The organism is Kineococcus sp. GCM10028916, from assembly GCF_042674865.1.
Taxonomy (GTDB): Bacteria; Actinomycetota; Actinomycetes; order Actinomycetales; family Kineococcaceae; genus Kineococcus.
Genome location: NZ_JBHTFM010000001.1, coordinates 363,606 through 383,048, shown reverse-complemented (window position 1 = coordinate 383,048; position 19,443 = coordinate 363,606). Strand labels below are relative to the sequence as shown.

Below are 19,443 nucleotides of genomic sequence, written 5' to 3'. Positions count from 1 at the left end.
GTCCACGCTACGGTCAGCCTCCAGCACCCCGAGGAGAGACGTGACCCACACCCAGCGCGCAGCCGCGCTCGACGCCGCCGACCCCTTGGCCCCCCACCGCGACGAGTTCCTCCTCGACGCGGCCCCCGCCGTCACCTCCTACCTCGACGGCAACTCCCTCGGCCGCCCGTTGACGGCCACCCCCGCGGCCCTCGACACCTTCCTCCGCCAGGAGTGGGGCGGCCGGCTCATCCAGGGCTGGACCGAAGGCCCCCACGGCGGCTGGATGGACTGGCCGACCCAGCTGGGTGACCAGATCGGCCGCGTCGCCCTCGGCGCCGCCGCCGGACAGACCGTCGTCGCCGACTCCACCACCGTCCTCTTCTACAAGCTCGTCCGCGCCGCCGCCGCCGCCGGACACGCTGAGGGCCGCGACGAGATCGTCTGCGACACCGACAACTTCCCCACCGACCGCTTCGTCCTCGAAGGCATCGCCGCCGAGACCGGCCTCACCCTGCGCTGGATCGAGACCGACCCCGCCTCCGGGATCACCCCCGACCAGGTCCGCGCCGCCGTCGGCCCCCGCACGGCGCTCGCGACCTTCAGCCACGTCGCCTACCGCTCGGGCCACCTCGCCGACGCCGCCGCCATCACCCGCGTCGTCCACGACGCCGGCGCCCTCGTCCTCTTCGACCTCTCCCACTCCGCCGGATCGGTGGAGCTCGAGCTCGACGCGTGGGGCGTCGACCTCGCCGTCGGCTGCTGCTACAAGTACCTCAACGGCGGCCCCGGAGCCCCCGCCTTCGCCTACCTCGCCACCCGCCACCAGGGCACCCACCCGCAGGCCCTGCGCCAACCCGTCCAGGGCTGGATGGGCCACGCCGACCCCTTCGCCATGGGCCAGGGCTACCAGCCCGATCCGGGGATCCGGCAACTCATCTCCGGCACCCCGCCCATCGTCGCCATGGTCCCCGTCCGGGTCGGCCTCGACCAGCTGGAACGCGCCGGGATCGCCGCGGTCCGCGCCAAGTCGACCGCACTGACCACCTTCGCCCTCGACCTCGCCGACGACCTCCTCGCCCCCCACGGCGTCACCGTCGCCACCCCGCGTGAACCGGAGGCCCGCGGCGGACACATCACTCTGCGCCGCAGCGACTTCCGCGACGTCACCGCCGAACTCTGGACCCGAGGCGTCGTCCCCGACTTCCGCACCCCCGACGGGATACGCCTCGGCCTCGCCCCGCTGTCCACCAGCTTCACCGAGGTCCTCCACGGCGTCCTCGCCCTCCAGGAGATCGTCGAGGCCACCCGGTGAGCGAGAACACCCGCAAGCTCGAGGACGGAGTCGTCACCGACTTCACCCGCGACATGTCCTACGGCGAGTACCTCCACCTCGACGAACTCCTCACGTCCCAGCACCCGCTCAGCACCCCCGAGCACCACGACGAACTGCTGTTCATCATCCAGCACCAGACCTCCGAACTCTGGCTCAAGCTCGTCCTGCACGAACTGCGCTCCGCCATGACCGCCATCGCCGGCGACGACCTCAAGACCGCGCTGAAGAACATCGCCCGGGTCAAGCACATCCAGCGCACCCTCACCGAGCAGTGGTCCGTGCTCGCGACCCTCACCCCCACGGAGTACTCCCAGTTCCGCGGGTTCCTCGCCAACTCCTCCGGCTTCCAGAGCCACCAGTACCGCGCGGTCGAGTTCGCCCTCGGCAACAAGAACGCGAAGATGCTCGACGTCTTCGCCCACGACGCACCCCGCCACGACGAACTGAAGACCCTCCTCGAAGCCCCCAGCCTCTACGACGAGTTCCTCCGCTACCTCGCCCGCCACGGCCACGACGTCCCCACCGAACTCCTCGACCGCGACGTCACCCGCGCCCACGTCCACACCCCCGCCCTCGTCGCCACCTTCCGGACCATCTACGAGGACGCCGAGCGCTACTGGACCGAGTACGAGGCCTGCGAGGAGTTCGTCGACCTCGAGGAGAACTTCCAGCTCTGGCGCTTCCGCCACCTCAAGACCGTCGAACGCACCATCGGCTTCAAACGCGGCACCGGCGGCTCCTCCGGCGTCGACTTCCTCGCCCGCGCCCTCGACCTCACCTTCTTCCCCGAGCTCTACGCCGTCCGCACCGAGATCGGCTCGTGAAGCTCACCGCCGTCGCCGCCCCCGGAGTCCTCACCGGCTCCGTCACCGGCCAGGCCGTCTTCGACGCGGCGCTCGGCGCCCGCGGGATCGACGGCGACCTGGTCCTGACGAGCTCCCCGGCCGAGTTCACGGCCGCCCTGCGCGCCGCCGCCGCGGACGGGGAGTTCCTGCTCGTCGCGGGTGACGGCACACCCGCGGATCACCTGCTGGTCGGTGCCGGTGTCCACGGTGCGCGCGTCGTCCGGGTCGACCTCGACGCCCGCGAACCCGACACGTCCCGCTGCGTCCGCCGCCACGTCCGCTGGCGCGGGATGCAGGGCCTGGCCTTCGGCGTCGACGACTGGTTCTTCCACGCCACGAACCCCGGCGCCCGACACGCCTACGGCGACGACCGGGACCAGCACGCCGAGCTGCGCCTGCCCGCGGGCGAGGGCCCGTTCCCCGTCGCCGTCCTCGTCCACGGCGGCTACTGGCGCTCGCGCTGGGACGCCGACCTCATGCACCCGCTGGCCGTCGACCTGACCGCCCGGGGATTCGCGACCTGGAACGTGGAGTACCGACGCCCGGACCGGCACGGCTGGGACGCCACGACGGCGGACGTCGCCGCGGCCCTCGACGCGCTGCGAGACCTCGACGCGCCGCTCGACCTCGACCGGGTCGTCACCCTGGGCCACTCCGCCGGCGGGCAGCTCGTCACCCGCCTCGCCGCCGACCGGGCCACCGGCGGCGGGATCCGTCCCGCCCTCACCGTCTCCCTGGCCGGCTGCCTGGACCTGACGTCGATCCACGCCCGCGGCCTCAGCGAGCACGCGGTCGCCGCGGCCCTGGGCGGCACCCCCGAGCAGCGGCCCGAGGTCTACGCGGCCTCCTCCCCGATCGGGCGGTTGCCCCTCGGTCTCCCCGTCGCGGTGGTCTGCGGGGTCGGCGACGACCCCGACCTGCTGGACGCCTCGCGCCGCTTCGCGACCGCCGCCCACACCGCCGGCGACGACGTCACGGTCGTGGAGGCGCCCGGGCACCACTTCTCCGTCATCGACCCCGACTCCGACGTCTGGTCGCGCGTAGCCCGTCTGGTGGTGTCGCGCGTGCACGGCTGAGTCCCGCCCCGTACCCTTCGTCGCGGCGGATCCGGCGGACGGTGGGAGACAACGGTCGATGTCGTGGGTCTCGCGGCTCGACGCGTTCCAGCGCAAGCACCCGGTGGTCAGCTACCCGCTCGCCGTCGTCTACAAGTTCTTCGAGGACCAGGGCGCCTACCTGGCGGCTCTCGTCGCCTACTACGGCTTGCTGAGCCTGGTCCCGCTGCTGCTGCTGCTCTCGACCGTCCTGGGCTACGTGCTGTCCGGGAACCCCGGCGCCCAGCAGGCGATCCTCAACTCCGCCGTCAACCAGATCCCGGTCATCCGGGACGAGGTCGGTGACCCCGGATCCCTGGGCGGTGGCGCGGCGACGGTCGCGATCGGCATCGCGGCCGCCCTCTACGGCGGGCTCGGGGTCGGGTTGGCGATCCAGAACGCGGTCAACATCGCCTGGGGGATCCCGCGCAACGAGCGTCCCAACCCCTTCAAGGCGCGGCTCCGCTCGTTGCTGCTGATCGTCACGGCGGGACTGTTCGTCATCGGCACCACGGTCCTGAACATCGTCGTCGGTGACGTCTTCGGCGGGAGCGCTCTGCTGGAGTGGGTCTCACGGGTGGGGTACACCCTGCTCGCCGGAGTCGGCTTCACCATGGCCTTCCGGCTCGCCGCGGCCCACCGCCCCCCGTTCCGGACGGTTCTCCCCGGGGCGCTGACGATGGCCGTCGTCTGGCAGTTCCTGCAACGGTTCGGCGGCACCCTGACCGGGCTGGTGAGCGAGCGGTCCAGCATCTCCAACCAGGTCTTCACCGCCGTGCTCGGTCTCATCGCGTTCCTCTTCATCACCTCGAGCATCGTCGTCCTCTGCGTCGAGGCCGACGTCGTCCGCGTCCGCAAGCTCTACCCGCGGGCGCTGCTGACCCCGTTCACCGACTTCGTCGAACTCACCGAGGGCGACGAACGCGCCTACACCCACATCGCGCAGGCCCAGCGGCACAAGGGTTTCGAGCGGGTCAGCGTCGAGTTCGACGAATCACCGCTGACGGCCCAGCCGCCCCGCCAGGAACGAGCAGACGGTGGTCTGGAGCGGGTGGTAGAGGATGACCGGTAGCACCACCAGCCCGACGACGTGCGGCGGGAACAGGACGGTCGCCATCGGCAACCCGGTGGCCAGGGACTTGGTGGAACCGCAGAAGGCGGTCGTGACCCGGTCCGCGCGGGAGGCGCCCCACCACCGCGGGACCCACCAGGCGAACGTCAGCACCACGGCCAGCAGCAGCGCCGCGCAGCCCAGGACGACGAGGACCTCGGCGGGCGTCACCTCGCTCCAGACCCCCTGGCGCACGCCACGGCTGAACGCGGCGTAGACGACCGCGACGATCACCCCGCGGTCCAGCAGGGTCAGGCGCGCCTTGTGGGCTCGGACCCAGTCACCGATCCAGCGGCCCAGCAACAGCCCCAGCAGGAACGGGACGAGCAGCTGCAGCACGATCCGCCCGATGGCCCCGGCGTCGGGGCCGGCGCCCGTGGAACCGAGCAGCAGCGCGGCCAGGACCGGGGTGAGGCCGATGCCCGCGAGGTTCGACACCGTCGCGCTGACGACCGCACCGGGGACGTTGCCGTGCGCCACCGCGGTGAACACGACGCAGGACTGGACGGTCGAGGGCAGGGCGCAGAGGAACAGCAGACCGGCGACGAGACCGTCGTCCAGGACGTGGCCGACGACGAGCGCGAGGCCCGTCCCCAGCAGCGGGAAGAGCAGGTACGTCGTCGCCGCGACGGAGCCCTGCAGCCGCCAGTTGCGCAACCCCGCGACCGCCTCGGCCGGCGCCATGCGCGCCCCGTAGAGGAGGAAGAGGACCCCGACCCCGACCGTCGTGCCCCAGGAGAACCCGGTCGCGACGGCGCCGCCGGCGGGCAGCAGCGCGGCGACGAGGACGGCCGAGAGGATCGCGACGACGAAGGGTTCCACCTTGCGCAGCACAGGAACCCGGGACCAGCGCAGCACGCCGTGACTGTACCTTTCGGGACATGGCTCTGATCAGCGTCGCGGAACTGCAGGCCGAACTCGGCGGCGCACGGCCGCCGGTGCTGCTCGACGTCCGGTGGGCGCTCGGTGGTCCCGACGGCGCGCAGGAGTACGCGCGGGGACACCTCCCCGGTGCGGTGTACCTCGACCTCGAGACCCAGCTGTCCCGGCCCCGCCGGACCGGTGAGGGGCGCCACCCGCTGCCCGATCCCGTCGCGCTGCAGGAGGTCCTGCGCGGTGCCGGGATCCGCGACGACACCCGCGTCGTCGTCCACGACGCCGCCACCTCCACGAGCGCGGCGCGCGGGTGGTGGGTGCTGCGCTGGGCGGGCCTCGCCGACGTCCGGGTGCTCGACGGTGGACTGGCCGCGTGGACCGCGGCCGGTGGGGTCCTCACCACCGACGTCCCGTTGCCCGGACCCGGCGACGTCACCGTGCGCCCGGGGTCCCTGCCCGTGCTGGACGCCGGGTCGGCCGCCGCCCTCGCCCGCACCGGGGTCCTCCTCGACGCCCGCGCTCCCGAGCGCTACCGCGGTGAGGTCGAGCCCGTCGACCCCGTCGCCGGTCACGTCCCCGGGGCGCTGAACCTCCCCACGACGCAGAACGTGGACGCCGCGGGCCGGTTCCTGGCCCCCGAACGGCTGCGCGAGCGCTTCGCCGACGTCTCCACCGGACCGGTCGGGGTCTACTGCGGCAGCGGGGTCACCGCCGCCCACACCCTCCTCGCCCTCGAGGTCGCCGGCGTCCCCGCGACGCTCTACCCGGGTTCGTGGTCGGAGTGGGTCGCCGACCCGTCGCGGCCGGTCGCGACCGGCCCGGACGCCGGCTGATCGTGTTCTCCGTCGAACGCGTCGGGGACGGCGTCTCCACGGTCGTCTACCGGGTGCGGACCGACGACGCGACGTACTACCTGCGGGTGGGCGAACGACCCGGCGACGACCTGCGCACCGACGCGGAACTGCACTCCCGGCTGGCCGCGGCGGGGGTTCCGGTGCCCGCGGTCCTGCACACGCAGTTCGACGCCGGGCTCGACCGGTGGGTCGCTCTGACCACGGAGGTCCCCGGCGCGCCGCTCTCGCGCGCCGAGGACGCACCGGCCGTCCTGGAGGCCGCCGGTCGCCACCTCGCCGTCCTGAACTCGATCCCCGTCGACGGTTTCGGGTTCATCGTCCGTGACGGCCCGGGCTGGCCGCTGCGCGCGGAGTTCCCCACCCACCGCGAGTTCGTGGTGTCCCACCTCCCCGACCCGTGGCCGGGTCGGCTCACCGAACTGTTCTCCCCCTTCGAACTCGACGTCCTCGAAGGGCTGATCGCCGAGCAGTGCGGCCTCGACGTCGTCCCCGCCCTCGCCCACGGCGACCTCGACGTCACCCCCGTCTTCGTCCAGGACGGCGTGTTCACGGGTTTCATCGACTTCGGCGAGGCCCGGGGTGCGGAACCGTGGTTCGACCTCGCGCACTTCCTGCTGCACGACGGGGAGTCGTTGCCCGCTCCCCTGCTGCCGCACCTGCTCCGCGGGTACGGGGTCGCACCCTCGCAGCGGGTGCTGCGCCGCAGCGCGGTGCTGCTGGGGCTGCGGCAGCTGTGCCGCTGGTACGGCCCGCTGCGGAACCTGCCCGCCGACCACCCGGTGGTGCTCGACCGGGTGCGTCGGCTGCGCGAGTTGATGGTCTGACGTCTCCGCCCGCACGCGGGACAGACCCGGACCCCGACGGGTCGGTCGGCGGGTCGGTCGGTCGCGCCCTCTCGGCCGTGGTGGAGGCCCTGGGTGTAGTTTTCCGGACGTGGTCGACGGCGACGAGACGAAGCGAACCAGGATCATCCACGTCGGGCTGGGCGGGTGGGGAGGCGACTGGGAACGGCGGGCGATACCGCCGGTCCCCGAGGTCGACCGCGTCGCCATCGTCGACGCCCACGAACCGACGCTGCGCGCCGCGCAGAAGACGCTGGGCCTGCCCGACGAGATGTGCTTCTCGTCGGTGACCGAGGCCGCGGAGAACGTCCAGGCCGACGGTGCCCTCGTCACCGCGCCGATGGACTTCCACGTCCCGGTCACGCTGGAGGCCCTGGACGCCGGCCTCCACGTCCTGGTGGAGAAGCCGTTCGCCGGCACCGTGGCCGAGGCCCGGACGGCCGTCGAGCGGGCGGAGGAACTCGGCCTGGTCCTGCAGGTCAGCCAGAACTACCGCTTCTACCCGGGGGCGCAGACGGTGCGCAAGCTCATCGCCGACGGGGAGATCGGAGACCTCTCCGTCGTGCACGTCGACTTCCGCCGGTGGGACCACGACGCTCCCGTCGACAGCTACCGCCACTACCAGTTCCCGCACCCGCTGATCTACGACATGGCGATCCACCACTTCGACCTGCTGCGGATGACGACCGGCCGCGAAGCCGTCAGCGTCTACGCCAAGGTCACCGACCCCACGTGGAGCAAGTACGCCGAAGAGGCCTCCGCGGTACTCGTCATCGAACTCGAGGGCGGCCTGGTCGCGAGCTACCGCGGGAGCTGGGTCTCCCGGGCCGAGCAGACCTTCTGGGACGGTGAGTGGAGCTTCGAGGGCGAGAAGGGCCTGGTGACGCTGGCCGGTCGCGGCGACCGCGGTCCGGTCGACGACGCCGTCACCCTCGGGCTCGGCGGGAAGCCGGCGAAACCCGTGGCCCTGCCGGACATGCCGCTGTGGGGGCGCTCCGCCGGTCTGCGCCAGTTCGCCGCCGCCGTCCAGGGCGGAGCGGCCCCGGACGTCACGGGACGCTCCAACCTCGGCAGCGTCGCTCTCATGGAGGCCGCCGCCCGGTCCGCCTCCTCCGGTCAGGTCGAAGCCGTGGAACAGATCGGGGGGACCCTCGCGTGAAGGTGCTGGTCTGGAACGAAGGCGTCCACGAGCGCAACCAGAACCCGCCGGACATCGGCGAGTACTACCCCGACGGCATCCACGGCGCCATCGCCGCCGGGCTGCGGCGGCTGCTGCCCGACGCCGAGGTCTCCACCGCGACGCTGGCGGACCCCGAGCACGGTCTCAGCGAGGAGGTCCTCGCGAGCACCGACGTCGTCCTCTGGTGGGGCCACGTCGCCCACGACCAGGTCGACGACGCCGTCGTCGAACGCGTCAAGGCGCACGTGCTGGGCGGCATGGGACTCCTCGCCCTGCACTCCGCGCACTTCTCGAAGATCTTCCGGAACCTGCTCGGCACGACGTGCTCGCTGGCCTGGCGGAACGAGGGCGAGCAGGAGCTCGTCTGGAACGTGAAACCGTCCCACCCCATCGCGCAGGGGATCCCCAGCCCCATCGTCATCCCCAAGCAGGAGATGTACGGGGAACTCTTCGACATCCCCGACCCCGACGACCTGCTGTTCATCAGCTCGTTCGCCGGGGGCGAGGTGTTCCGCTCCGGAGTGACCTTCACCCGCGGTCGCGGGCGGATCTTCTACTTCAGCCCCGGTGACCAGGAGTACCCCGTCTACCAGCAGCCCGAGATCCAGCAGGTGCTGGCCAACGGGGTGCGGTGGGCCGCTCCCGCACCCGGCGAGCGTCAGGTGCCGGGGGTCACGAACCCGCCCCGGCAGTGGGTGCTCTGACGCCCGCCCGCTGAGCTCACTCCCCGGTCGGCTCCTGGGCGGCCGCGGAGGCCTCGGCGCCCCGGGCGGCCTCCCGGGCCGCCTTGCGCACCTTGCGGTCGGAGACGGGACGGTCGCCGTATTCGGTGCCGTCCTCCTCCACCGGCTCGACCTGGTCGCCCGGTTCGACCTCGAGGTCGTCGGGAACCTCCGTCGTCACGGGAGCGGTGGGGTAGGCCCCCGGCGCGGGACGGCGCTTGCGCAGCGGCGGCTTCACCCCGTCGGCGAGGCGGCGGGTCGTGATGAGGAAACCGGTGTGCCCGATCATCCGGTGCTGCGGGCGCACGGCCAGACCCTCGAGGTGCCAGCCGCGCACCATCGACTCCCACGCCTCGGGTTCGGTCCAGCGGCCGGAGTCGCGGGCCGCCTCGGCGACGCGGGAGAGCTGCGTGGCCGTCGCGACGTAGCAGATCAGCACCCCGCCGGGCGCCATCGCGTCGGCGACGGCGTCCAGGCACTCCCAGGGCGCGAGCATGTCGAGGACGGCCCGGTCGGCCTGCAGCCCCACCCCCGGCAGGGTCTCCACCAGGTCACCCACGCGCAGCGTCCACGCGGGGTGGCCACCGCCGAAGAACGTCTCCACGTTCCCCGTCGCGACGTCGGCGAAGTCCTGGCGTCGTTCGAAGGAGTGCACTTGACCGCCGTCGCCGACGGCCCGCAGCAGCGACATCGTCAGCGCCCCGGAGCCCACACCGGCCTCGATGACGACCGCGCCGGGGAAGATGTCGGCCATCGCCACGATCTGCCCGGCGTCCTTGGGGTAGACGACCGCGGCACCGCGGGGCATCGAGAGGACGAAGTCCGGCAGCAGCGGCCGCATCACCAGGTACTGGATGCTCGCGGTGTTCACGATGGTCGTCCCGTCGGGACGGCCGATGAGGTCGTCGTGCAGGAACTTGCCGCGGTGGGTGTGGAACTCCTTGCCCGCGGTGAGGGTGATGGTGTGCATCCGGCCGCGGGGGTCGGTGAGCTGCACGCGTTCCCCCTCACGCAGAGGTCCGCGACGCGTGTGGGCGCCGGTCGGCGGCGGGGTGGGGGTGTTCACAGGAGGTCCTTCCAGCGGGGCGTTCGGGGAGGTGGGTCAGCGGGCCGTGACGGCCTGGATGACGTCTGAGGTGTGCAGGAGACCCCGCACCCGGCCCTGACCGTCCACGATGACGTGCTCACCGGGACGGACCTGGACGGCGTCGAGCAGGTCCTCGCCGGCGAGGTCCTCGGCCAGCCACGAGCGCGGCGGCAGGGCCCGGGCGGTGGCCCCGGCCCCCAGCGAGGTCCGGCGTTCCGCCGGGACCTGACGCAGCGCCGTGGTGTCGACGACGGCCACGGGCACCCCGTCGTCGGTGACGAGGACGACCTCGAGGTCGCGCTGCGTCCCCGACGTCGCACCGGCGTCGATCGCCGCGCGGGCCGAACGCACGACCTCCTCGACGGTGGCCCGGGCGTTCACCCCGATCGCGGGACGCTGCAGCACCCGCGCGCTCAGCGCCGGCACCCGACGTTGTTGCGTCGCGTACTTCAGGGCACCCGAGGCCCCCTGCCACAGCAGCGAACCGACGAGGCCCGCCCAGACGACGTCGGTGATGGACGTGCCGAAGCCCAGCAGCCGCGGGCCGAAGAGCGCCCCGACGAAGACGACCACCGCGAGGACCCGCCCGACCCAGCCGGCGACGACGGTCCCCGCGAGCCGGTCGCCGCGGACCTTCCAGACGACGGCCTCCAGCGCGTGCCCACCGTCCAGCGGGAGCCCGGGCAGCAGGTTGAAGACGGCCAGCAGCGCGTTCGACAACGTCAGGGCCCCCAGCAGCAGCCCGGCGACCCCACCCCCGTCGGGCTGGTCCCGCACGGCGCCACCGACCTGCCACGCCACCAGGGCGATGACCGCGTTGACGATGGGACCGACGACCGCGATGACCAGGCTGCTGCCCGGTCCGGTGCGGCCCTCGTGGGAGGTGAACCCGCCCCACACGTTGAGGACGATGCCGGTGACGCGCATGCCGGACCACTTCGCCGCCAGGGCGTGCGCGACCTCGTGCAGCAGGACCGAGATCAGCAGCAGCACCGCGTAGCCGAAGGCGACGACGTAGGACGTCGGACCCGCGACCTGGCGCTGGACGACCGGAGCGAAGATCACGACGATGAGCGCCGCGAACAGGAACCACGAGGGCGCCAGCAGCAGCGGTACGCCGAACGGGCGGCCGAGACGTATGCCGCCCCTCACGATGCCGATCTCAGGGTGCAGCGGTCGACGAGCATCCGCCGATCCTAGGTGCCCCGCGACGTCGCTCAGATCGGGGACCACCCGGCAGCGCCCTAGAGTGAGATCGTGACCACCGGCGTGCAGCAGGTCGACTCACCCCGGCGGGCGCTGTCGCCCTCGCGCGCAGCCGACTTCATGCAGTGCCCGTTGCTCTACCGCTACCGGACGATCGACCGGCTGCCGGAGGCCCCCACCGAGGCCGCCGTGCGCGGCACCGTCGTGCACGCGGTCCTCGAGCGCCTCTACGACCTCCCGGCCACCGAACGCACCCTGGAACAGGCCTGCGCGATGGTGGAACCGCAGTGGCAGGAACTCCTCGACCGCGAACCCCGGGTGCGGGCCCTCTTCGGTGCCGACGCCGACCGCGACGACGCCGTCGCGGAGGCGCTCACGGGCTGGCTGGCCAGCGCCCGCACGCTGCTCGGCAAGTACTTCGACCTCGAGGACCCCACCCGCCTGGAACCCGAGGCCTGCGAGCTGCGGGTCGAGGTCGACCTCGAGAACGGCCTGGTGCTGCGCGGCATCGTCGACCGCCTCGACGTCGCCCCCACCGGGGAGATGCGCGTCGTCGACTACAAGACCGGCCGCGCACCCTCCCAGGCCTTCGAGACCAAGGCGCTGTTCCAGATGCGCTTCTACGCCCTCGTCCTGTGGCGCATGCGGGGTGAGGTCCCCCGACTGCTGCAGCTCGTCTACCTCGGTTCCGGTGAGATCCTCCGCTACGCCCCCGACGAAGGCGACCTGCTGGCCACCGAGCGCAAGGTGAAGGCCCTGTGGGACGCCATCGAACGCAACCGGGCAGCGGGCGACTGGCGCCCGAGACCGGGACGGATGTGCTCGTGGTGCGACCACAAGGCGATCTGCCCCAGCTTCGGCGGGACGCCCCCACCGCTGCCGCTGGAGACCCCCGTGGTGCGCGAACCCGTCGAGGTCCCGGGACTGGACGAGTAGCTCCCGCCCGGACCGCAAGGTGCGGACTAGAGGGTGTCGAGGACCCGCCCCGCAGCGATCGCCCCCAGCGCCGCGACGTCCACCTCGGCCAGCGACGCCACCCGGCTCCGCCCCGCCGCCGCGGGGATGGGCACCATGTGCGGGCACGCCAGCACGTGCGCCCCGGCCGCCTCACCCGACGCGACCCCCGTCGGGGAGTCCTCGATGGCCACGCAGTCCCCCGGCGCGACCCCCAGCAGCTCCGCCGCCCGCAGGTACGGGTCCGGCGCCGGTTTGCCCCGCGCCACCTCGTCACCCGCCACGACGACCGTGAACGCACCCGGCACCATCCGCGCCACCGTCTCGGCCAGGCTCCGGTACGACATCGTCACCAACGCGCACGGAACCCCCGCCGCCGACAGCGAACCCAGCAGCTCCACCGCGCCCGGCCGCCACACCACCGCGGCGCTCACCTGCGCGATGACCGCCTCGATCAGCTCGTCCACGACCGCGACCGGATCCAGCCGGACCCCCGTCGCGCGCTCGACGTGCTCGGCCAGGACACGCCCCGAATCGGGCAGCGCACTCCCCACCAGCTGCAACGCCTGCTCGTGCGTCCAGATCGCGCCGTACCGACCCACCAGCGCCGTCTCGGCCGCGATCCAGTGCGGTTCGGTGTCCACGAGGGTCCCGTCCATGTCCCACAGGACAGCGGCGGGAACGGGCGCGGGTGTCGTCATGTCGGGCTCCATCGGTACCGGAGTCTAGGGTTGACCCGTGCCAGAGCAGCGTGTGGTCCTGCGCGATCCCGTCGTGATCGCGGCCTTCGAGGGGTGGAACGACGCCGGCGAGGCCGCCAGCGAAGCCGTCGCCCACCTGCACGAGGTGTGGAACGCCGTCGACGTCATGGAGTTCGACACCGAGCTCTACCACGACTTCCAGGTCAACCGGCCGACCGTCCACTACGACGAGAACGGCCGCCGCCAGCTCACCTGGCCCACCACCCGCGTCTCCTACGCCCTGCTGCCCGACGCCCCCCGCGACGTCCTCCTCGTCCGCGGCATCGAACCGTCGATGCGCTGGAAGACCTACGCCCGCGAGGTCGTCGAGCAGGCCCAGGCCCACGGCGCCTCTCTCGTCGTCACCCTCGGCGCGCTCCTCGCCGACGTGCCCCACACCCGCCCGCTGCCCGTCACCTCCAGCAGCGAAGACCCCGACCTCGTCGAGAAGCTCGACATCGAACCCGCCCGCTACGAAGGCCCCACCGGCATCGTCGGCGTCGTCCAGGACGCCGTCGCCACCGCCGGCATCCCCTCCATCTCCCTCTGGGCCGCCGTCCCCCACTACGTCGGGCAGCCGCCCTCGCCCAAGGGCACCCTCGCCCTGCTGCGACGCGTCGAAGAACTCCTCGACCTCGCCGTCCCCCTCGGCGACCTCGTCGAGGACTCCCGAGCCTGGGAACGGGGCGTCGACGAACTCGCCGCCGAGGACAGCGAGATCGCCGAGTACGTCCAGCAGCTCGAAGAGGCCAAGGACACCGCCGACCTCCCCGAAGCCTCCGGCGAAGCCATCGCCCGTGAGTTCGAGCGCTACCTCCGCCGCCGCGACGACCCGCCGCGACGAGGCTGACCGCGTCGCAGAACGTGAGCGGAACGGGTGAATCAGGCCGTTTCGTCACTGCGGGTGATCTCAAGACGCCACCATGGGTGAACGCTGTGCGGAAGGTCCGCACGCGCGACGAGAGGATCCCCATGGGCTTCACGGAGGCCGTGAAGGTCTGTCTGCGCAAGTACGTCGACTTCAAGGGCCGCGCCCGACGCTCCGAGTACTGGTTCTGGACCCTTGCCCAGGGCCTGGTTCTGCTCGCCGTCTACGCCGTCCTCATCGCCGTCACGGTTGCCACCGGGGCACTCGGCAGCGTCGACGACAGCGGCGTCGCCACCGCCGGCGGCGGGATCGTCTCGGGCCTGGTCGGCCTGGTCTTCTTCGTCGTCGCGCTCGGCCTGTTCCTCCCCTCGCTCGCCGTCACCGTCCGACGCCTGCACGACACCGGCCGCTCCGGCTGGTGGTACCTCATCTCGCTCGCGCCGTTCGGCGGCATCGTCCTGCTCGTCTTCTGCGTCATGGACTCCACCCCCGGCCCCAACCAGTTCGGACCCAACCCCAAGGGCATCGGCGACTTCGCCCCCTACGGTCAGTTCCCCTCGGGCCCCAACCAGTACGGCAACCCCTCCCAGTTCGGGTGACACACCCCGACCGGTCCAGGCACCCTCCTCATGATCACGCCATGATGGAGCTGTGCGCCCGGACCGGCCGGGCCGGGTGAAGGGGACGACGACGTGAACCTGATCGATGCCGTCAAGAGCGGCTTCTCGAAGTACGTGGGCTTCTCCGGACGAGCCCGGCGCTCGGAGTTCTGGTTCTGGACCCTCTTCAACTTCCTCGTCGGGCTCGTCGCCTCCGGCCTCGACAACGCGGCCGGAATGGCCAACAGCACCGGCAACGGCCCCATCGGCACGATCGTGACCCTTGCGCTGCTCCTCCCCAGCCTCTCCGTCTTCTGGCGCCGCATGCACGACACCGGCCGCAGCGGCCTCTGGTTCTTCCTCGGCCTCATCCCCCTCGTGGGCCTGATCGTCCTCATCGTCTTCGCCTGCCAGGACTCTCAGCCCGGCCAGAACCAGCACGGCCCCAACCCCAAGGGGATCGGTGGCGGGTACGGGGAGTTCCCCGGCCAGCCCCCGCAGTTCGGCGGACCGAGCCAATACGGTCAGCCCGGCCAGTTCTGAGACCACCGCCGCAGGGGCGACCACGACGACGTGGTCGCCCCTGCGTCGTTCTCGCCCTGGACGGGAAGATCACGCCATGATGGGCTGACGGCACGACGATGACGACCGAGGAGGCCCTGTGTCCTGGCGGCTGGAAACACCACGTGTCCTCGTGGTCGACCTCGACGGGTCCAAGGGCAGCGCCGTGCGCGCCCAGACCGGCTCGATGGTCGCCTACGAGGGAGACGTCCAGTTCAAGAACGCCGGCATGGGCGGCGGCGGCGGACTCCGCGCCGCCCTCAAGCAACGCGTCACCGGCGAACACCTCTCCCTCATGGAGGTCACCGGCCGCGGCACCGTCCACTTCGCCGTGAACGCCGGCTACCTCCTCCTCCTCGACCTCGCCGGCGACACCCTCAAGGCCGAGTCCGAAGGCCTCCTCTGCCTCTCCGACGGCCTCAAGACCGACGTCACCTTCACCGGCCTCCAAGGCGCCTCCAGCGGCCAGGGCCTCTTCACCACCACCGTCACCGGGCACGGCCAGGCCGCTCTGCTCTCCCTCGGCGGCCCACCGATCGCGCTGCGCGTCAGCCCCCAGTTCCCCCTCGTCGTCGACCCCGACGCCTACATCGGCGCCGTCGGCAACGTCACCCAGTCCTTCGTCACCGACGTCTCCTGGCGCAACCTCGTCGGCGAGAGCTCCGGAGAAGCGTTCTCCCTGCGCTTCGAAGGCCAGGGCATCGTCTACATCCAGCCCGAGGAGCGCTGATGGGCTTCACCAAGGTCACCTCCAAGGTCGTCCTCGCCGAGGTCCGCCCCGGCCAGGAGGTCCTCGCCCGCCGCGGCGCCATGCTCGCCACCACCGGCACCATCGCCTTCTCCCCCGTCGTCGGCGGACCCGGCGGCGGCGCCTACGGCGGTGGGATCGCCTCGGCGCTCGCCCGCGGCATGCAGGGCGAGGCCGTCCCGCTGATGGTGGCCGAGGGCAACGGCTCCGTCCACTACGGCTACCACGGCCACCACGTCACGGTCGTCGACCTCGACGGGTCGCAGTCGATGTCCGTCGAGGCGGACCGGTTGCTCGCCCACGACGCCGGCATGTCGAGCTCGGTCGTGTTCCTCGGCCAGCAGGGCGGCCTGCGCGGTGCCGTCCGCGGGGCCGTGACGGGCCAGGGGTTGTTCACGACGCAGCTCTCCGGCCGGGGTTCCGTGGCCGTCCTCTCCCACGGCGGGACGTTCGCGCTGCAGGTCGGCGGCAACCGGCAGGTCGTCGTCGACCCGCAGGCCTACGTCGCCCACGTCGGCAACCTCCGGCTCGACGTCGCGACGGCGGTGTCCTGGCGCGACGCCGTCGGCCGTGGATCGGGTGAAGGCGTGCAGCTCAAGGTGTCCGGCGAAGGAACCGTCTACGTCCAGGCGAGCGAGGAGAAGCTGTGAACCCGACCCCGCTGGACCCGCAGACGCTGCCGGACCACGACAACCTCCCGGACAACCCCTACGCCTACTGCGTGAAGCTCACCGGTCCGCTGTTCATGCAGACCGGAACGATGATCGCCTACTACCCCGTGGGCGGCGGGACGATCCGCTTCGAACCGCTGACCGCGACGTCGATGACGGCCATGGTCGCCAGCCACTTCTCCTCCCCCCTCTACAGCCGGGACTGGGTCGTGGCCAACGGTCAGGGGCACGTGATCCTGGGCGACCGCGGGTACGACATCAACTCCTACGACCTCGACGACGGGAACCTCACCGTCCGCGCCGCGAACCTGCTCGCCTTCGACGCCGGGCTGGAACTCAAGGAGTCCATCATCCCCGGGTTCCTCACCCTGCTGGGGACGGGGAAGTTCCTGGCCAGTTCCTCGGGCCCGGTCATCTTCGTGGAACCGCCCGTCCGGGTGGATCCCGAGGCCCTCGTGGGGTGGGCCGACTGCCCCGCCCCCTCGCAGCACTTCGACGCCGGCTGGATGGGGCACTTCCTCGGCGCCGCACGGGGAGCGCTGTTCGGGACGCGGTCGGGCGAAGAACGTCAGTACGACTTCACTGGCTCCGGGACGGTCCTGCTGCAGAGTTCCGAGCGGATGCTCGAGGACCCGCAGGTCGTGCGCCGACTCGAAGCCGAGGTGCGTCAGCTCGGTCCGAACCAGCTGCAGCACCTCTCCGGGGTCATCCAGACCCAGATCCAGCAACAGCGGCAGTGATCCCGCGGGTAGGTTCGACCGGGTGATCGACCTGCCGGAACTGCTGCGCACGCACCCCGTCCTCGACGGGCACAACGACCTGCCCTGGCGGATCCGCGAGGAGTTCGGCTCCGACCCCGCCGCCGCGGGACTCGCGGCGGGCCGGGCCGCCCTGCACACCGACATCCCCCGGATGCGCGCCGGCGGGCTCGGCGCGCAGTTCTGGTCGGTGTTCGTCCCCTCGGACTGGGAACACCCCGCCGCGGTGACGGCGACCTTCGAGCAGATCGACGTCGTGCGGCGGACGGTGACCACCCACCCCGACGTCTTCGCGTGGACCCCGACCGCCGCCGACGTGCGCACCGCGATCTCCGCGGGACGCATCGCCTCGTTGATCGGCGCCGAAGGCGGGCAGAGCATCGCCGGTTCCCTCGGGGTGCTGCGTGAACTGCGCCGGGCCGGGCTCGCCTACCTGACGTTGACGCACAACGACAACACCGCGTGGGCGGCCTCCGCCACGGGAGAACCGGTCGACTTCGGCCTCACGGACTTCGGCCGGGACGTCGTGCGCGAGATGAACCGCACCGGGGTCCTCGTCGACCTCTCCCACGTGCACGAACGGACCATGCACGACGCTCTGGACGTCACCACCCGCCCGGCGATCTTCTCGCACTCCTCCACCCGGGCCGTCACCGACGTCCCGCGCAACGCCCTCGACGCCGTCCTGGAACGGTTGCGGGACAACGGTGGCGTCCTCATGGTCACGTTCGTCCCCGCGTTCGTGAACGCGTCCTGCGCCGAGCACCGCGCCGCAGCCGCTGCCGAACAGGCACGCCTCGGCCTGAGCGGCGCCCCCTACGACCCCGTCGGTGCGCAGGAACCCGTGGCGGACTTCGCCTCCTGGCTGGAGCGCAACCCCCGTCCGCGGGCGACCGTGGCCGACGTGGCGGACCACGTCGACCACGCCCGCGACGTCATGGGCGCCGGGCACGTCGGCCTCGGCGGCGACTACGACGGCACCGACGAACTCCCCGTCGGCCTCGAGGACGTCTCCGGGTACCCGAACCTGCTGCGGGAACTGGCCGACCGCGGCTGGTCCGCTGCGGAACTCGCCGGTCTCACGAGCGCCAACGCGCTGCGCGTCCTGGAGGAAGCGCAGGACGGCACCAGCGTCGACTGAGCCCCGACGTCAGGGCAGGACGACACCGAGCAGGGCGGAGACGGTGCGACGCACCAGGTCCGGCGCCTCGGCGTCGTCACCCGGCTCCGCCGTCGCGGCCTCGACCCACGCGTCGACGGCCGCGACCGCGCCCGGCGCGTCGAGGTCGTCGGCCAGGCGCGAGCGGACCGTGGCGAGGAGTTCCTCGGCCGCGGGTCCGCTCGCCGCGGAGACGGCGGAGTTCCAGCGGGCGTACCGTGCCTGGGCCTCGGCCAGGACCTCGTCGGTCCACTCCCACTCGGCGCGCCAGTGGTGGGCGACGATGGCCAACCGCACGACCGCCGCCGGTACCCCCGCGGCGACGAGCTTCGAGACGAGCACCAGGTTCCCCTTGGACTTGCTCATCTTCTCGCCGTCGAGGGCCACCATCCCCGAGTGCGCGTACGCGCGGGCGAAGGGACGCGACTCCGGCCGCAGCAGGTGCGCGTGGGCCGCGCCCATCTCGTGGTGCGGGAAGACGAGGTCGCTGCCCCCGCCCTGGACGTCGATGGGCATCCCCAGGTGCTGCAGGGCGATCGCGGTGCACTCGATGTGCCAGCCGGGACGGCCGCGTCCGAGGACGCCCCCGTCCCAGGCGGGTTCACCGGGACGTTCGACGCGCCAGAGCAACGGGTCCAGCGCGTTCCGCTTGCCCGGACGCTGCGGGTCGCCGCCCCGTTCGGCGGAGAGTTCCAGCATGGTCTCGAGGTCGTAACCGCCGACGGTGCCGAACGCCACGTCGGAGTCCACCGGGAAGTACACGTCGCCGTCGGGGCCGCCGTCCACGCCCGCCACCCGGTAGGCCGCGCCGGCGTCGAGGAGGTCGCGCACCGCGGCGGAGACCAGGTCGACGGCCTCCACGACACCGAGGTACTCCTGGGGCGGGACGACCGACAGGGCCGTCATGTCCCCGCGGAACAACTCGATCTGGGACCGGGCCAGGTCGCGCCAGTCGACGCCCGTCGCCTCGGCCCGCTCGAGCAGCGGGTCGTCGACGTCGGTCACGTTCTGCACGTAGCGGACCTCCAGGCCCGCGTCCCGCCAGGCCCGGCCCAGCAGGTCGAAGGCCACGTAGGTGTTGGCGTGCCCCAGGTGCGTCGCGTCGTAGGGCGTGATGCCGCAGACGTACAGCGTCGCCGTCCCCGACTCCGGGCCGACGGGCACGAGTCCCCCGCTCGAGGTGTCGTGCAGGAGGACGCGGGGGCCCCGACCGGGGAGGGTCGGGACTTCGGGGACGGGCCAGGAACGCACGA

21 protein-coding genes are annotated in these 19,443 nt (G+C 72.2%); 16 read left to right on the top strand and 5 right to left on the bottom strand.

The features are described from left to right. Nucleotides 1–40 precede the first annotated feature (40 nt). From ACFQ46_RS01850 to ACFQ46_RS01835, 4 genes are read left to right on the top strand one after another with little or no spacing between them, the layout of a single operon-like run. Nucleotides 41–1,294 carry a kynureninase gene (locus tag ACFQ46_RS01850; RefSeq protein ID WP_380256600.1) on the top strand — a complete coding sequence of 418 codons (1,254 nt, stop codon included), beginning with the start codon at nt 41–43 and terminating at the stop codon, nt 1,292–1,294. After that, nucleotides 1,291–2,139 carry a tryptophan 2,3-dioxygenase gene (gene kynA / locus ACFQ46_RS01845; RefSeq protein WP_380256598.1) on the top strand — a complete coding sequence of 283 codons (849 nt, stop codon included), beginning with the start codon at nt 1,291–1,293 and terminating at the stop codon, nt 2,137–2,139. Before ACFQ46_RS01850 ends, kynA begins: the two co-directional genes overlap by 4 nt. Further along, the gene (locus tag ACFQ46_RS01840) at nt 2,136–3,236 is read left to right on the top strand and encodes an alpha/beta hydrolase family protein (RefSeq protein WP_380256596.1); all 1,101 of its coding nucleotides are present in this window, start codon (nt 2,136–2,138) and stop codon (nt 3,234–3,236) included. The genes kynA and ACFQ46_RS01840 overlap by 4 nt, the downstream gene beginning before the upstream one ends. A 58-nt stretch (nt 3,237–3,294) precedes the next feature. After that, nucleotides 3,295–4,326 carry a YihY/virulence factor BrkB family protein gene (locus tag ACFQ46_RS01835; RefSeq protein ID WP_380256594.1) on the top strand — a complete coding sequence of 344 codons (1,032 nt, stop codon included), beginning with the start codon at nt 3,295–3,297 and terminating at the stop codon, nt 4,324–4,326. Here ACFQ46_RS01835 and ACFQ46_RS01830 read toward each other — a convergent pair. Next, nucleotides 4,249–5,223: a bile acid:sodium symporter family protein gene (locus ACFQ46_RS01830; protein ID WP_380256592.1), complete on the bottom strand. Its 975-nt coding sequence runs from the start codon at nt 5,221–5,223 to the stop codon at nt 4,249–4,251. The two genes, ACFQ46_RS01835 and ACFQ46_RS01830, sit on opposite strands and share 78 nt — an antisense overlap. A 23-nt stretch (nt 5,224–5,246) precedes the next feature. On the opposite strand from ACFQ46_RS01830, the gene ACFQ46_RS01825 reads away from it, so the two are divergent. The 4 genes from ACFQ46_RS01825 (at nt 5,247) to ACFQ46_RS01810 (ending at nt 8,821) form a co-directional block, all read left to right on the top strand. Then, complete coding sequence (locus tag ACFQ46_RS01825; protein ID WP_380256590.1) at nt 5,247–6,074, top strand: sulfurtransferase; 828 nt, start codon at nt 5,247–5,249, stop codon at nt 6,072–6,074. Then, complete coding sequence (locus ACFQ46_RS01820; protein ID WP_380256588.1) at nt 6,023–6,919, top strand: phosphotransferase; 897 nt, start codon at nt 6,023–6,025, stop codon at nt 6,917–6,919. The genes ACFQ46_RS01825 and ACFQ46_RS01820 overlap by 52 nt, the downstream gene beginning before the upstream one ends. A 109-nt stretch (nt 6,920–7,028) precedes the next feature. Continuing rightward, the gene (locus tag ACFQ46_RS01815) at nt 7,029–8,096 is read left to right on the top strand and encodes a Gfo/Idh/MocA family protein (RefSeq protein ID WP_380256586.1); all 1,068 of its coding nucleotides are present in this window, start codon (nt 7,029–7,031) and stop codon (nt 8,094–8,096) included. Further along, a complete protein-coding gene (locus ACFQ46_RS01810; protein ID WP_380256584.1) occupies nt 8,093–8,821 on the top strand; it encodes a ThuA domain-containing protein in 729 nt (242 codons plus the stop codon). Before ACFQ46_RS01815 ends, ACFQ46_RS01810 begins: the two co-directional genes overlap by 4 nt. A gap of 16 nt (nt 8,822–8,837) precedes the next feature. Here ACFQ46_RS01810 and ACFQ46_RS01805 read toward each other — a convergent pair whose 3' ends face one another. Both ACFQ46_RS01805 and ACFQ46_RS01800 read right to left on the bottom strand, forming a co-directional pair. Beyond that, nucleotides 8,838–9,905 carry a tRNA (adenine-N1)-methyltransferase gene (locus ACFQ46_RS01805; protein ID WP_380256582.1) on the bottom strand — a complete coding sequence of 356 codons (1,068 nt, stop codon included), beginning with the start codon at nt 9,903–9,905 and terminating at the stop codon, nt 8,838–8,840. Between the two features lie 36 nt (nt 9,906–9,941). Continuing rightward, nucleotides 9,942–11,078, bottom strand: coding sequence for a site-2 protease family protein (locus ACFQ46_RS01800; RefSeq protein WP_380256580.1), 1,137 nt, complete (start codon nt 11,076–11,078; stop codon nt 9,942–9,944). Nucleotides 11,079–11,183: 105 nt separating this feature from the next. Here ACFQ46_RS01800 and ACFQ46_RS01795 point away from each other — a divergent pair, with 105 nt between their 5' ends. Then, nucleotides 11,184–12,068, top strand: a complete 885-nt coding sequence (locus ACFQ46_RS01795; protein ID WP_380256578.1) for a RecB family exonuclease — start codon at nt 11,184–11,186, stop codon at nt 12,066–12,068. Between the two features lie 26 nt (nt 12,069–12,094). Here the strand turns inward: ACFQ46_RS01795 and ACFQ46_RS01790 are convergent, their stop codons facing one another. Beyond that, nucleotides 12,095–12,787, bottom strand: a complete 693-nt coding sequence (locus ACFQ46_RS01790) for an HAD family hydrolase (RefSeq protein WP_380256576.1) — start codon at nt 12,785–12,787, stop codon at nt 12,095–12,097. Between the two features lie 37 nt (nt 12,788–12,824). On the opposite strand from ACFQ46_RS01790, the gene ACFQ46_RS01785 reads away from it, so the two are divergent. The 7 genes from ACFQ46_RS01785 (at nt 12,825) to ACFQ46_RS01755 (ending at nt 18,172) form a co-directional block, all read left to right on the top strand. Then, nucleotides 12,825–13,676, top strand: coding sequence for a PAC2 family protein (locus tag ACFQ46_RS01785; protein WP_328296081.1), 852 nt, complete (start codon nt 12,825–12,827; stop codon nt 13,674–13,676). A gap of 77 nt (nt 13,677–13,753) precedes the next feature. Beyond that, a complete protein-coding gene (locus ACFQ46_RS01780) occupies nt 13,754–14,293 on the top strand; it encodes a DUF805 domain-containing protein (RefSeq protein WP_380256574.1) in 540 nt (179 codons plus the stop codon). Between the two features lie 93 nt (nt 14,294–14,386). Continuing rightward, on the top strand, nt 14,387–14,836 hold the full coding sequence (locus ACFQ46_RS01775; protein WP_380256572.1) for a DUF805 domain-containing protein: 450 nt from the start codon (nt 14,387–14,389) through the stop codon (nt 14,834–14,836). 118 nt (nt 14,837–14,954) lie between these two features. Continuing rightward, nucleotides 14,955–15,584 (top strand): AIM24 family protein, encoded by a 630-nt coding sequence (locus tag ACFQ46_RS01770; RefSeq protein WP_380256570.1) that lies wholly within the window; start codon nt 14,955–14,957, stop codon nt 15,582–15,584. After that, nucleotides 15,584–16,252 carry an AIM24 family protein gene (locus ACFQ46_RS01765; RefSeq protein ID WP_380256568.1) on the top strand — a complete coding sequence of 223 codons (669 nt, stop codon included), beginning with the start codon at nt 15,584–15,586 and terminating at the stop codon, nt 16,250–16,252. The genes ACFQ46_RS01770 and ACFQ46_RS01765 overlap by 1 nt, the downstream gene beginning before the upstream one ends. Beyond that, nucleotides 16,249–17,013, top strand: coding sequence for an AIM24 family protein (locus ACFQ46_RS01760; protein WP_380256566.1), 765 nt, complete (start codon nt 16,249–16,251; stop codon nt 17,011–17,013). Before ACFQ46_RS01765 ends, ACFQ46_RS01760 begins: the two co-directional genes overlap by 4 nt. A gap of 22 nt (nt 17,014–17,035) precedes the next feature. Continuing rightward, the gene (locus ACFQ46_RS01755; protein ID WP_380256564.1) at nt 17,036–18,172 is read left to right on the top strand and encodes a dipeptidase; all 1,137 of its coding nucleotides are present in this window, start codon (nt 17,036–17,038) and stop codon (nt 18,170–18,172) included. Nucleotides 18,173–18,181: 9 nt separating this feature from the next. On the opposite strand, the gene mshC is transcribed toward ACFQ46_RS01755, so the two are convergent. Beyond that, nucleotides 18,182–19,441 carry a cysteine--1-D-myo-inosityl 2-amino-2-deoxy-alpha-D-glucopyranoside ligase gene (gene mshC / locus ACFQ46_RS01750; protein ID WP_380256562.1) on the bottom strand — a complete coding sequence of 420 codons (1,260 nt, stop codon included), beginning with the start codon at nt 19,439–19,441 and terminating at the stop codon, nt 18,182–18,184. Nucleotides 19,442–19,443 lie beyond the last annotated feature (2 nt).